Origin of the sequence: Streptococcus mitis, from assembly GCF_047465045.1 — a bacterium.
In the GTDB taxonomy this organism is placed as follows: domain Bacteria; phylum Bacillota; class Bacilli; order Lactobacillales; family Streptococcaceae; genus Streptococcus; species Streptococcus mitis_DT.
In genome coordinates this window covers 1-14,277 of the sequence record NZ_JASHAR010000006.1, presented here as the reverse complement: position 1 = coordinate 14,277, position 14,277 = coordinate 1, and the positions used below count along the sequence as shown (strand labels likewise).

Below are 14,277 nucleotides of genomic sequence, written 5' to 3'. Positions count from 1 at the left end.
ATGGCCAAAGAAAGCAAGATTATTACTAATCTCAAATCTGTTCGTGAGTCCACAGGCATGACCCAGCAGGAATTAGCCGACCTCATCGGCATGCGACGCGAGACAATTCTGCACTTGGAAAATAACCGTTACAACCCTTCGCTGGAAATGGCTCTTAAAATTGCTCAAGTTTTTAATATGAAAGTAGAAGACCTCTTTGAACTCAGACAGAAAGAGGAAGCATAATTCTTTTCGAGACCTAGTATTAAGTTCATTGATTAATTAGGAATTGAAGCCAAAAGAAAAATCTCTAATCAAGTAATTTTGGGTTGGATTCCTCTTAAACTACCTTGTCACTAACATTTGAAATCCACTTCCTTTTAGGGTACAATGGTAGAAATAAATTTTTGAGAGGAATAGAATGAAAAAACTAGCAACCCTTCTTTTACTGTCCACCGTAGCTCTAGCTGGATGTAGCAGCATCCAACGCAGTCTGCGTGGTGATGACTATGTTGATTCCAGTCTTGCTGCTGAAGAAAGTTCCAAAGCAGCTGCCCAATCTGCTAAGGAGTTAAACGATGCTTTAACAAACGAAAACGCCAATTTCCCGCAACTATCTAAAGAAGTTGCTGAAGACGAGGCTGAAGTGATTCTACACACAAGTCAAGGAGATATCCGTATCAAACTATTCCCTAAACTCGCTCCTCTAGCGGTTGAAAACTTCCTCACTCACGCCAAAGAAGGCTACTATAACGGCATTACCTTCCACCGTGTCATCGATGGCTTCATGGTTCAAACTGGAGATCCAAAAGGGGACGGTACAGGTGGTCAGTCCATCTGGCATGACAAGGATAAGACTAAAGACAAGGGAACTGGTTTCAAAAACGAGATTACTCCTTATCTATATAACATCCGTGGTGCTCTTTCTATGGCTAATACTGGTCAACCAAACACCAATGGTAGCCAGTTCTTCATCAACCAAAACTCTACAGATACCTCTGCTAAACTCCCTACAAGCAAGTATCCAAAGAAAATTATCGAAGCCTATAAAGAAGGGGGAAACCCTAGTCTAGATGGCAAACACCCAGTCTTTGGTCAAGTGATTGACGGTATGGATGTTGTAGATAAAATTGCTAAAGCCGAAAAAGATGAAAAAGACAAGCCAACTACTGCTATCACAATCGATAGCATCGAAGTGGTGAAAGATTACAATTTTAAATCTTAAAAACCAAAAAAATACAGTATCCACATTCGGTACTGTATTTCTTTTACTCTCATTCTTAAGTTAAATTATTAAAATCCCAGATTTGGTCCATCCAACCTTCATAAAAGTCTGGTTCGTGACAGACCATAAGGATAGATCCTTTGTATTCTTTAAGAGCGCGTTTGAGTTCATCCTTGGCATCCACATCCAAGTGGTTGGTCGGCTCGTCCAGCACTAAAACATTGTTTTCACGATTCATCAAGAGACAGAAACGAACCTTGGCTTGTTCCCCACCTGACAAGACCTGAATTTGGCTTTCAATATGCTTGGTTGTCAAACCACAACGGGCAAGGGCTGCACGAACTTCTGCTTGGTTGAGTGCAGGAAAGGCATTCCAGACAGCTTCAAGTGGTGTTTGACGATTGCCACCTTCTACTTCCTGTTCAAAGTAACCAAGTTCTAGGTAATCACCTCGTTCAACTTCCCCAGCAATTGGCGGAATAATCCCCAAGAGACTCTTCAAGAGAGTTGTTTTCCCGATACCATTAGCACCGATAATGGCAACCTTTTGATTGCGCTCAAAGGTAAGATTTAAAGGCTTAGTCAGAGGACGGTCGTAACCAATCTGCAAATCCTTGGCTTGGAAGATAAAGCGCCCTGGCGTACGAGCTGATTTGAAATCAAAGGATGGTTTTGGTTTCTCACTTTGGAGTTCGATAATATCCATCTTATCCAATTTCTTCTGACGAGACATGGCCATGTTTCGTGTTGCAACACGCGCTTTGTTCCGAGCAACAAAGTCCTTGAGGTCGGCAATCTCTTTCTGCTGACGTTCGTAGGCCGCCTCCAGCTGGGATTTCTTCATGGCATAGACTTCTTGGAACTGGTAGTAGTCACCAGAGTAACGCGTCAGCTGTTGATTTTCCACATGATAGACAATATTAATCACATCGTTCAGGAATGGGATATCATGTGAAATAAGGACAAATGCATTCTCATAGTTCTGGAGATAGCGCTTGAGCCAGTCAATATGCTCAGCATCCAAGTAGTTGGTCGGCTCGTCCAAAAGCAATATATCTGGCTTTTCAAGGAGAAGCTTAGCCAAAAGCACCTTGGTTCTTTGCCCACCTGACAAAGAAGTTACATCCGTATCCATTCCAAAGTCCATGACACCAAGGGCACGCGCCACTTCGTCAATCTTAGCATCCAAGGTATAGAAATCACGACTCTCCAAACGGTCTTGAAGTTCTCCAACTTCTTCCATAAGTGCATCAACATCCGCTCCGTCTTCAGCCATTTCCATATAAAGGTCATTGATTCGGACTTCTGCTTTAAACAGCTCATCAAAAGCTGTACGGAGCACATCACGCACCGACTGCCCTTCAGCAAGGACAGAGTGCTGGTCCAAATAACCAGCAGTCACATATTTAGACCATTCGACTTTCCCTTCATCTGGCAACATCTTACCAGTTACAATGCTCATAAAGGTTGATTTTCCTTCACCATTAGCACCGACCAGACCGATATGTTCTCCCTTGAGGAGACGGAAGGATACATCTTCAAAAATTGCACGGTCACCAAAACCGTGACTCAGATTTTTAACTTCTAAAATACTCATTTTAATTCCTTATCTTGTTTTTATGTAGTTGTTTATAGAGGAGCCAAGCCAGATAGCCACCCAAGGTATTGGTCCACAAATCATCAATCTCAAAGACGCGATTGAAATCAAAGAAAAGGTCCAAGACTAACTGCGTACACTCGATTCCAAGACTCACTAGAAAACTGAAAAGAAGAACTCTTTTTGTTTTCCTTAAGTTTGGAAAGAGATAAAGGAGTTGGAAGACCAGAGGAAAAAGCAAGAAGACATTGAGGATATTTTGTAAAAAAATCCAATATAATTGTCCCATATCACTCACTTCACCCAGTTTCCAGAAAGAATTGAAAGGAGTCAAAAGAAAAACCAGGCGTCCAAGATGCTGAATACCTGGAGTTTCCACTCCCACGGGAGAATGTTCTTGAGGAGTAAAACAAAAGTAGACGATACAAATGCTATAGAAAATAACTCCCCAGACTAAAATATGATTATGAGTTTTCTTCATCATTACGGATTGACTGCTGCGACTGCTTTCTGGCGGTCACGTTTCATTGTATTAGAACGCAATTGTCCACAAGCTGCATCAATATCAGTACCATGCTCTTGACGAACAACACAGTTAACCCCTTTTTTCTTAAGAGTATCATAGAAGGCCATGACGCGCTCTTTGGGACTACGGCTATATTGGTCATGCTCACTAACTGGGTTATAAGGAATCAAGTTTACATAAGACAATTTCTTGATGTTCTTGAGCAATTCAGCCAATTCCAAGGCTTGTTCTACACCATCGTTAACTTCATTAAGCATGATATACTCAAAAGTCACACGACGATTAGTTGTCTCAATGTAGTACTCAATAGCAGCAAAGAGTTTTTCAATCGGAAAGGCACGGTTAATCTTCATGATGCTTGAGCGCAGTTCATTATTAGGTGCATGAAGGGAAACAGCAAGATTGACCTGAACTCCTTCATTAGCAAAATCACGAATTTTATGGGCCAAACCTGAAGTTGAAACCGTAATGTGACGAGCACCGATGGCCATTCCCTTGTCATCATTGATAGTACGAACGAAATTCAAGACATTGTTGTAGTTATCAAAGGGCTCACCGATTCCCATGACAACGATATGGCTGACGCGTTCGTCCTGACCACGCTCATCGAAGTATTTCTGAACCAGCATGATCTGCGCTACGATTTCCCCATTATTGAGGTCGCGTTGTTTCTTAATCAAACCAGAGGCACAGAAGGTACAACCGATATTACAGCCGACCTGAGTCGTCACACAGACTGACAAACCATAGTGTTGACGCATGAGTACAGTCTCGATCAACATACCATCAGGCAACTCAAAGAGATATTTGACAGTCCCATCAGCAGACTCTTGAACAATACGTTGTTTCAAGGGATTGACCACAAACTGGTCATTAAGCTTCGCAATCAAATCCTTAGAAAGGTTGGTCATTTCTTCAAATGACTGGACACGTTTACGGTAAAGCCATTCCCAGATTTGGTCTGCACGGAATTTCTTTTCTCCCTGCTCCAAAACCCATTCCTGCATGGTTTGACGTGTTAAACTATAAATTGACGGTTTCATTTCTTCTCCTTATTCTCTACTCACTTCTGACGAATGACAAAATGACGTTGCCCCTTGTCCTCTTTCTGAGAATGCTGGTCTTTCTGACGACGTCTATTTTTCTTATCTGCATTCGGTTTTCGTTTGGTTTGAGTCGGCTTCTTTCCTTTTCTAGAAGGCAGTTCTTCTTCCTTCTTACGCATTTTCTTGTCAAATGATGCTCGCTTAGGGGCTTCATTTTCTAAGACAAAATAGGCACAACCATAACTACAATACTCTAAAAGGTAGTCTTGTAAACGACTGATTTTTTCAAGTTTTTCTTCTGTTCGATCATCCTTGTAAAAACCTCGAAGGCGAAGCTGTTCGTTGCTCCAGTCTCCCACGATATAATCAAACTTTGTTAAGACTTCTGAAAAACGCTGATTAAAAGCCGTCACATCGAAGGCATCCTTGATATTTTCCACCAAGGAAAAAGCTATCCCTTCCGTTTCTACCTTGTCCCCGTGTAAATGGAACTCAGGACCAGGAAACTTGTTATAGTTGTATAATTCAGGTGCAATTTCTTTTCGCATAGATATCCTTTTTCCACGATTACTTAATACTTTATTCTACCATAATTTCTAGCAGTTAGCACGTTTCTCATAAAAATGAAAAAAGTCTGACGATTTTGTCAGACCAAAATAATATAACCTTAAAAAGAGAAGAACAATTCTTCCCTCCATATATCATATCATTATTTAGCAGCTGCGTACAATTCATCTACTTTGTTCCAGTTGATCACTGAGAAGAAAGCTTTGATGTAGTCAGGACGCACGTTGCGGTATTTCACGTAGTAAGCATGCTCCCAAACGTCCAAGCCCAAGATTGGTTTTTTGCCTTCTGAGATTGGTGTGTCTTGGTTTGCTGTTGAAGTCACTTCAAGTTTACCTTCTTTGTTAACAACCAACCATGCCCATCCTGAACCGAAACGAGTTGTTGCTGCTGCAGTGAAGGCTGCTTGGAATTCTTCAAATGAACCAAATGTTGCATCGATTGCTGCTGCAAGTTCTGCTGATGGAGCTGTTTTTTCAGGAGTCATCAATTCCCAGAAAAGAGCGTGGTTCAAGTGTCCGCCACCGTTGTTGATAAGTGCTTGACGGATATCAGCTGGAATAGATTCTACATCAGCAAGCAAGGCTTCAAGGTCTTCATCGATTTCAGGGTGTTTTTCTAGAGCTGCATTGGCATTGTTGACATAAGTTTGATGGTGTTTGTCATGGTGCAAGTGCATTGTTTCCGCATCGATGTATGGTTCCAAAGCGTCGTATGCATATGGAAGATCTGGTAAGATAATAGCCATCTGTAATACCTCTTTTTCTTTCTATATGAAAATGATAACGCAAACATTCACTTTTTTCAAGTTTTTTGCTTATAGATAAGGAAATCAGCAAGAAACCCACGACAAGATAATCCTGACGCGGGTTAAAAAAATTTTTCAGATAGGATTAATTTACCTGACTAGCAATCTGCAAGAGTGCCTTTTCAAAAAGGAAACTCTTTTCATAAAGACCTGTCTTAATCTGATAGTCTGTCTCAATCAAATAAGAAATAGCTTGCTTCAAAAAGCTCAAGGAAAGTCCTCGTGAATCCCTCAGCGCAAACTTGATTTGATAGGGATTAGGATTGCGTCCGAGAAAACTTCCTAGACTACTTGCAATCTGCGATTCTGTTTGCCCAGACTCCGACAAAATTTTCACCTGAGTAAAAGTCCGAAATTGTCCTAGCATGACTGCAATCAACTTGATTTCATCTTCACCTTGCAAGGTCAAATCTCTAACCAAATCGCGCGCCTGGTCCATCTTTTTAGTCAGAATAAACTGAGTTAAATCAAAAATATTGTCCTGCAAGGTCTTGGGAATTGCGTTAACAATATCCTCTTCCTCGATAACAGAGTCTTCCTTATAGGACTGTAAAAAGAGGAGATTTTTCTGGATTTCGCTAAATTGAAAACCAGATTTGATAAGTAGATTTTCAAAGGATTGCCCCACAAACTGCAGGCCTTGTTTCTGACTCCACTTTTGGAAATACTGGCGCAATTCTTGTTCTTTGGCTTCTACTGCATCAAAGACCTTGGCATCACGCTTAAGTAATTTTACCAGCCGTCTTTTGCTATCCAGCTTTCCTTCTGCAAAGATTATCAACTTGGTTGTTGGTGAAGGATTGTCAAAGTATTCCTCAAATGACTTGAGCTCATCATCTGTCAAAAAGCGTTTTTTAGCAGTCGTGATATCAACAAAATGGTCTAATATCACGATTTTTTCATCCGCAAAGAAAGGAAGACTGACCAACTCCAGTTCCACATCCTTGTAAACTACTTCTTTCATATCAAAGTAGGCAAAGTTGAGGTCAGCAGAATCATAGCCAATTTGTTTCAATACTTGACTCTTCATAACTTCAAACTGACCCTGATCTGTCCCTGTAAATAGGCTCAGACTAGGTAAATTTGATAAAGTCAATTTCCGACTTTCTTCAATGGCTAGCATCTTCTCTCCTTTCTTCTGATTTTTTAATGAATTTAATCAATATAGCGCAATTTCCCACGGAAATCTTCTAGGCTTTCGTACCCTTTTTCCGCCATGATTGCTTTCAGTTCATTGGTAATACGATCAAAAGCACCAACTCCTTCTTTGTGAAGGGTGGTCCCCACCTGCACCATACTTGCTCCACAGAGGATATGTTCAAAGGCATCACGACCAGTCAAAACGCCACCTGTTCCGATGATTTGAATTTGAGGATTTAAGCGTTGATAAAAGGCATGAACATTAGCTAGAGCAGTCGGTTTGATATACTCGCCACCAATGCCACCAAAACCATTTTTAGGACGAATAACAACAGACTCATCTTCTATATAAAGGCCGTTTCCGATAGAGTTGACGCAGTTGACAAACTTAAGAGGATACTTATTGAAAATAGCTGCCGCTTGGTCAAAGTGAACAATATCAAAATATGGTGGCAATTTAATTCCAAGAGGTTTGGTGAAGTAGGCAAATACCTCTGCCAAAATCCGGTCTGTTGTCTCAAAATCATAGGCAATCTGAGGTTTACCTGGAACATTTGGACAGGAAAGATTTAGCTCAGTCAGACCACGAAACTCACTCTCTTGGACTTTTTTCAAGATAGTATGGGTTTCCTCTGGAGACATTCCAACTAAGGATAGAAAGAAGGTACGATTCGGTTCCTTTTCTTGTAATTCCAGAAGATAGTTTAGGTAATAATCTAAGCCATTATTTGGCAAGCCCATAGAGTTGATGGAACCAAGTGGAACATCTTGATAGCGTGGCTCAGGATTTCCCTGACGAAAGTCCAAGGTCGCTGTCTTCGTGACAAAGGTTCCTGCTGCTGAGTTTTTAACGCCTTCTAACTCTGCTATCGTCATACAAGCCACACCTGCCGCATTCATCAAACAATTGTCAAACTCAAAACCAGCAATTTGCGTTTTCGTTGATACCATGATTCTGATCCTCCAGATTCCTTTTATTGCTAATATTATACCACATTTTCAGATTTTCTCTTTAAGAAAGGCATTTATAAGAAAAACGTTCGTTTTTTATCTATTTCCAAAAAGCCTCAAAACTAAATGTCAAAACTAAATTGATAGAATTTTTAGAAAATTTCTGTTTTTTTCTTTACAGTAAAAAAAAATTCTGCTATAATGACTCACATAATTAAATTAGAATTTAAGGAGAACGATATGACATCTGCTAAAGAATATATCCAAAGCGTGTTTGAAACTGTGAAAGCTCGTAACGGGCACGAGGCTGAATTCCTCCAAGCTGTCGAAGAATTTTTCAACACTTTAGAACCTGTATTTGAAAAACACCCTGAGTATATAGAAGAAAATATCTTGGCACGTATCACTGAGCCAGAACGCGTGATTTCTTTCCGTGTTCCTTGGGTTGACCGTGATGGAAAAGTTCAAGTAAACCGTGGCTACCGTGTTCAATTCAACTCAGCTGTTGGACCATACAAAGGCGGACTTCGTTTCCACCCAACTGTAAACCAAGGGATTTTGAAATTCCTCGGATTTGAACAAATCTTTAAAAACGTCTTGACTGGACTCCCTATCGGTGGAGGTAAAGGTGGATCAGACTTCGATCCTAAAGGTAAAACAGATGCTGAAGTGATGCGCTTCTGCCAAAGCTTCATGACTGAACTGCAAAAATACATCGGCCCATCACTTGATGTACCTGCTGGTGATATCGGTGTTGGTGGACGTGAGATTGGTTACCTTTACGGTCAATACAAACGCCTTAACCAATTTGATGCTGGTGTCTTGACTGGTAAGCCTCTTGGATTTGGTGGTAGCTTGATTCGTCCAGAAGCAACTGGTTACGGTTTGGTTTACTACACTGAAGAAATGCTCAAAGCTAACGGTAATAGCTTTGCTGGTAAGAAAGTTGTTATTTCAGGTTCTGGTAACGTTGCTCAATACGCTCTTCAAAAAGCGACTGAACTTGGTGCAACTGTTATCTCTGTATCTGATTCAAATGGTTATGTCATCGATGAAAATGGTATCGACTTCGATCTTTTGGTTGACGTTAAAGAAAAACGTCGCGCTCGTTTGACTGAGTATGCAGCTGAGAAAGCAACCGCTACTTATCATGAAGGTTCTGTATGGACTTACGCTGGAAACTATGACATCGCTCTTCCATGTGCGACTCAAAACGAAATCAACGGTGAAGCAGCTAAACGTTTGGTTGCTCAAGGAGTTATCTGTGTATCTGAAGGTGCCAACATGCCAAGCGACCTTGATGCCATCAAAGTTTACAAAGAAAATGGTATCTTCTACGGGCCTGCAAAAGCTGCCAACGCTGGTGGTGTAGCCGTTTCAGCCCTTGAAATGAGCCAAAACAGTCTTCGCCTCTCATGGACTCGTGAAGAAGTTGATGGACGTCTCAAAGACATCATGACAAACATCTTCAACACAGCTAAAACAACTTCAGAAACATACGGTCTTGATAAAGACTACCTTGCAGGAGCTAACATTGCTGCCTTTGAAAATGTAGCAAACGCTATGATTGCCCAAGGTATTGTTTAAGAGTCATTTGCTTAATCCTCAATCACTCCGATTGGGGATTTTTATGTTGAGTTAAACAGTTGGGAAATTACTTACTCGCCCCCTTTTGTCCCTGTTAGAACAAAAATAAAAACCGCTAATCCTAAGAATAGCGGTTTAATCATGTTTTTAAGCTACTAATGTAGTTGCTCTATTATTAAAAAAAACTAATTCCTATGCCTTAATCATTATTAATTAACAACATCAACTAAACTGGATTGAATCAGTAATGAATAGATTTCATTAATATTTCTATTATTTTGCGACCTATTATTTCTCAATTTACAGTATGTGAATATTAAGTGACTTTTTGCTCTTGAAAGTGCGACAAAGAAGGCACTTTTATCTTCTTCTGGTTGATCATTAAAACTCCAGAATGCAGAATCCTCCAGCCCTAAAAAATAAACTGCCTCATATTCTAATCCTTTACTCTTATGGATAGTCATAATTGGAATTGAGTTTTCACCCTTGAAACTAGAGACTATATCTAGCCATTCACCTTGTGTTTGAGAATATTCTTTGTATAATAACTTTGAAAAGTTCTTGACAATGATATCTAGGTCACTTTTTCCATTGTATATTGAAAAATTGGAAATAATTCTTTTTTCATCTATTTTTTCAATAATACAATCAATTAATTTTAGCATACTTTCTTCATTGGGAATAAAATTTGAAATTAGGTAAGTAATATCACTAACTATATTGTCAATCTCCTTATAGGATTTTGCTAAAATTAATTCATCAGTAAATTCATCTATTCCATTGATATTTCCATAAAAATTACTAAGATTTTCCCAAATTAAAGGATCTCGTTTTCCTTGACTGCATGATATTAAACCTAATAATAGGTTACAAGTAGGGTCTTTTAAAAGCTCTTGATATTCATTTTCAATTCTTGCTTTAATTCCTTTACTGCTTAATGTAGTTATCAATTTTGAACTATAATCATCAACCTTCTGTTTTGCTAGGATACAAATTTCTGATGGTCGTATACCTCCTTGAATTTTTGATTCTATATCATTTGCAATTAACTCAGCTTCTAAACTTTCATTTTCAAATTCAAATAATGTTATTTCACCCTCTTGAAATTCTGGATAATTATTTGTCTGAATAGAACTGTGATTACTATTTAATATCTGATGAACCTCTTTTTGAAATTCTACAAGTTTAGGTACAGAGCGGTGATTCATCAACAATTGATATTCATTTGAATTAAAGTCTTGAATATAGTCTGGAAAAATATCAGGATTCGCACCTGCCCATCTCATAATGGCTTGCTTATTATCTCCAACTGCTGTTAATTTACAAGACGAACCTAAAAAACAAGTTTTTAATAAATTATACTGGGCATATGTAGTATCCTGAAATTCATCTAGAAATACAAAATCGTATGTCATTTGAAGCGCTTTACGAATATATTCGTTTGTATCTATTATATGAGTAGCCAACTTAGTTATTTGTCTATAAAGGAGAACAGGCTTATTATCCAGTGCTCCTTTTAATAAGTCAGTTTTAAACTTGTGATTATACCCATCGTTAAGTATGATGTTTTCGACATAACTTCTTATATCTGACATTCTCATCCCATGAACATTAATGTCATTTTCATAAAGTGTTTCTTTTATAACATCCCAATCATCAATCAAGTAGTCTCTTGCTGGTCTTATATCTTCAGGGAGGGCATCTCTAAACTGATCTAAAATTCTCTTTTCAAATGCTGAGTAGGTTAGAGAGGTAAATCGAGAAGCATACTCCGCACCATACCGTTTTTTCACTCTTTCTTTCAAGTTTGAGGCGGCGTCTGTCTTAAAACTTAATGCTAAAATTTTTTTCGGAGAAATACATTTATTTGTAGAGAAAAGATAGTCTAACTTTTGAGCTAATAATTCAGTTTTTCCAGCACCTGGTCCAGCAATGACTAGACTGTTGGTCACATCCTTGACAGCTCCTAAAGCAGCCTTCTCTAAATCAATATCTCCTTTAGGATGCCACTCTTCACTCCTCATCATGTTCAATATCTCCAAGTAATTTTTCAGCACGTTTAACCATTTTTTCAAACACAGGAGGTAGAAATCTTTTTAATTCATCATCGCTAATAGATGATAAAAATTGCATATGAGTTGTTGGTTTTCCTCTACCTAAAAAGAAATATTGATACCAAATCATTAATTCTTTTTCTTCTTCATTGAAACTATCGCCAGGTCCACTCTTATCTTTTAAAGTAGCTTGTATAGCTTCCTTTATGCGATTTTTAAAACCAACTAATTGATAGTCATTTCTTCTATCCATTTTATTTAATTTAATTTTTTTATTGTTACTATTTTCATCAATATAAGAAACAACAGGTCCTTCATTGGTGGATAAAGACTCCAGATAATAATTCTTATAATGCTGTAACATTAAGAAGTCAATATCAAGCGGTGCAGAAAAGAATACATTGAACTTTTCTAACATTTTAATCCACCCCTCAAGCAACTGGTTATCAGGTCTATCAATCTTCCAGTCCTTTATTTTATCAATCTCATCATCATCTAGAACTCGTGATTTTTGAGATTCGGTTGTTACAGTAACAAGTTTTTCTTTAGCAACCCCATTTAGTATCAATTGTTTTATTGCATATTGAATTCTTCCCCAGCCACCTCCATATCTTTCGTTATCGAAATCTAATAAGGTAATATGAGGAATCCTGAGAGCGTTCAATAATTTCCAAAAATAATTAACATGCCTACCTCCTAAAGGAACTACTGAAATCTGAGAACTATCAATTTCCAGTCCAAGTAAATCAAAAAACTTTGGTAATAGCAGTTCCTCACTATCACCTTCACCCAGTACTACTAACTTCGCAAAATATAGTTCAGGATAGGCTTGAATTGCTCCCTTAATGTATTTATAAGACTCATCACTCGATTGAGGTAACTGTATATCAGAAACAATGGTTTGAAGAACACTGTCATTATTTTCTATTCTTAAATACCTCAAATCTTCTGGGTCAATTCTTTTTACAATAACTGGAGAATGTGAAGTTAAAATTACTTGAGAGTTATCATTATTGCCTAATTGCTTAAACCTTTTTACCAGTTTTCCAATGTGATGTGGAGCAATATGATTTTCTGGTTCCTCTATTGCTAAGATAGTTAGTATTGGAGGTACCAACTTAAATCTTGGATTATCAGGATTCTCTTCACGGTCTTTGGTAATTTCTAACTCAATATCAAGTATCGAATCAACAAGTGAAAAATAAAAAATAGATCTCAGTCCATCTCCTAAATCTGAAACTGTAAATGCTTCTTCAGTGGTTGTTGGTGAAAATTTTAAGGCAATCTGTCTAAGTGCTGCCGCCATCTCAGAAGAATTAATAATCAACTCTGCTTGAGAAAAACGGTTATCTTCATGATATAATTCCCATGATTTCTGAATCTCATTGTTGATCTGACTTAATGCTCCATTTTCAGATAAAAAGGTGTTATTCAACTCATCAATTTTATCTTTAATTTCATTTATCTCATCTTTAGTCCAATTTATACTATTTACCAACCTACTTAACATACTACCTGAAGCATTACCCAACTCCTTCTCAGGTGTTCTTGAAGCTGGTACATAAAGTACCCTAATTTTATCCAAATCCTTTCTAGGAGCACGATGTTTGTCTTCATCTCTAATAGTATCTTCATCAGATGAAATATAATAAATTTGAGTATCAATACTTCCTTCAACTGTTCCATCATCTTCCCAGGAAGATTCTAATCTGATTCGTAAAAAAGGTTTTGAACCATCTTGAGAAACTGTAAAGTGCTCGAAAAATGTTGGAATGGCTGGTCCATAGACAGTTCCAGCAAGTTCATCAAACTCAAAAATAGTTTCTATAAAAAGATTTCTTGTGTTTTCACCAGGTCTTAACCCTTTTGGTAAATGAAAATCACTTTTTCGAATGATTCTATCACTTTGTTTATCTGAAAACAACTTACTCAATGCCTGTAATACAGTTGTCTTTCCTGAACTATTATTCCCTATCAGTACAGTTTGATTATTAAAGTTAATTGCTTGACACTCCCCAAAAGATCTAAAATTATTAATAACCATTTTTGTTAACTTCATTACTTGTCCTCGTTTCCTAAATTCAACTGTTTTAATTTTAAGTGCTATTTTCCACCTTCAACATATCTTCCTCAACCTTACTCTATTACCCCAAAAAGGCATCATTGAAGAGTGACAGAAGCTTAACCTTGATCTATTTTTGAAGCATAGACACATCTTCTATAAATTCTGTTGAAATGGTACTTGTTCCGTTTTTATAACAGCTAAGGGCTATTGCGTAAAATTTATACAATTCGAGCAAATTTGTTTTTGTCAGGCCGTGTGTCTGTAGTAGAATTTTATATTGTTACCAATTATAGTATGCTACTTTTACTTGATAACACTATTATAACATTTAAAAATAAAAAAACATGTTCTAAATTAATAGAAAGTATAATTCTAAAATTAGAATTTTTCGTGATAATCCTATAAAATGCTCTTTTTCTAATAAACTTGTACTTATTTCCTTCAAACTACACAATTCTCTAGTTGTTGTAAGTTTGTAATCGACTCAAAAGTATTCGATATAATTTCAAAACAGTGTTTTAATTTATAGTTGGCCAATATCATCTAATTTTAACTAAAAAAATCATTATACAAATCAAGCCACTAAAGATGAATTTATGGTATACTAGTGATAATAAATTGTTATCGGTAGGAGAATACTATGGAAATAAAAATAATTGATAAAATTCTATCTCAAAAATGTTTTTGGACAATTATTTTTACTTGTTGGGTTTTTATTGGAATTATAGTATC

General features: G+C 37.5%; 12 protein-coding genes. 3 read left to right on the top strand and 9 right to left on the bottom strand.

Annotation, left to right across the window (positions count from 1 at the left end):
- Entirely contained in the window at window positions 1-225 is a 225-nt protein-coding gene (locus tag QM409_RS04765; protein ID WP_153209759.1) for a helix-turn-helix transcriptional regulator, read from the top strand.
- Between the two features lie 175 nt (window positions 226-400).
- Window positions 401-1,204 (top strand): peptidylprolyl isomerase, encoded by an 804-nt coding sequence (locus tag QM409_RS04760; RefSeq protein WP_023946405.1) that lies wholly within the window; start codon window positions 401-403, stop codon window positions 1,202-1,204.
- Between the two features lie 55 nt (window positions 1,205-1,259).
- On the opposite strand, the gene QM409_RS04755 is transcribed toward QM409_RS04760, so the two are convergent.
- The 7 genes from QM409_RS04755 to QM409_RS04725 all read right to left on the bottom strand — a co-directional run bounded on the left by QM409_RS04755 (window position 1,260) and on the right by QM409_RS04725 (window position 7,839).
- Window positions 1,260-2,801, bottom strand: coding sequence for an ABC-F family ATP-binding cassette domain-containing protein (locus tag QM409_RS04755; protein WP_049499635.1), 1,542 nt, complete (start codon window positions 2,799-2,801; stop codon window positions 1,260-1,262).
- A 1-nt stretch (window position 2,802) separates the two neighbouring features.
- Window positions 2,803-3,285: a VanZ family protein gene (locus QM409_RS04750; protein WP_049499637.1), complete on the bottom strand. Its 483-nt coding sequence runs from the start codon at window positions 3,283-3,285 to the stop codon at window positions 2,803-2,805.
- Complete coding sequence (gene rlmN / locus QM409_RS04745; protein ID WP_000804762.1) at window positions 3,285-4,370, bottom strand: 23S rRNA (adenine(2503)-C(2))-methyltransferase RlmN; 1,086 nt, start codon at window positions 4,368-4,370, stop codon at window positions 3,285-3,287. The genes QM409_RS04750 and rlmN overlap by 1 nt, the downstream gene beginning before the upstream one ends.
- Before the next feature lie 20 nt (window positions 4,371-4,390).
- Window positions 4,391-4,921, bottom strand: coding sequence for a YutD family protein (locus QM409_RS04740; protein WP_020903213.1), 531 nt, complete (start codon window positions 4,919-4,921; stop codon window positions 4,391-4,393).
- A 161-nt stretch (window positions 4,922-5,082) separates the two neighbouring features.
- Window positions 5,083-5,688 (bottom strand): superoxide dismutase SodA, encoded by a 606-nt coding sequence (gene sodA, locus QM409_RS04735; RefSeq protein ID WP_414305502.1) that lies wholly within the window; start codon window positions 5,686-5,688, stop codon window positions 5,083-5,085.
- 145 nt (window positions 5,689-5,833) lie between these two features.
- Window positions 5,834-6,871, bottom strand: coding sequence for a DNA polymerase III subunit delta (gene holA, locus QM409_RS04730; RefSeq protein WP_414305501.1), 1,038 nt, complete (start codon window positions 6,869-6,871; stop codon window positions 5,834-5,836).
- Between the two features lie 32 nt (window positions 6,872-6,903).
- On the bottom strand, window positions 6,904-7,839 hold the full coding sequence (locus QM409_RS04725; RefSeq protein WP_261053109.1) for a dihydroorotate oxidase: 936 nt from the start codon (window positions 7,837-7,839) through the stop codon (window positions 6,904-6,906).
- Window positions 7,840-8,079: 240 nt separating this feature from the next.
- Between QM409_RS04725 and gdhA the strand changes: the two genes are divergently transcribed.
- The gene (gene gdhA, locus QM409_RS04720; protein WP_000199543.1) at window positions 8,080-9,426 is read left to right on the top strand and encodes an NADP-specific glutamate dehydrogenase; all 1,347 of its coding nucleotides are present in this window, start codon (window positions 8,080-8,082) and stop codon (window positions 9,424-9,426) included.
- A 209-nt stretch (window positions 9,427-9,635) separates the two neighbouring features.
- Here gdhA and QM409_RS04715 read toward each other — a convergent pair whose 3' ends face one another.
- Both QM409_RS04715 and QM409_RS04710 read right to left on the bottom strand, forming a co-directional pair.
- The gene (locus QM409_RS04715) at window positions 9,636-11,453 is read right to left on the bottom strand and encodes a UvrD-helicase domain-containing protein (protein ID WP_414305500.1); all 1,818 of its coding nucleotides are present in this window, start codon (window positions 11,451-11,453) and stop codon (window positions 9,636-9,638) included.
- The gene (locus QM409_RS04710; protein ID WP_414305499.1) at window positions 11,440-13,539 is read right to left on the bottom strand and encodes an ATP-dependent nuclease; all 2,100 of its coding nucleotides are present in this window, start codon (window positions 13,537-13,539) and stop codon (window positions 11,440-11,442) included. The genes QM409_RS04715 and QM409_RS04710 overlap by 14 nt, the downstream gene beginning before the upstream one ends.
- Window positions 13,540-14,277 lie beyond the last annotated feature (738 nt).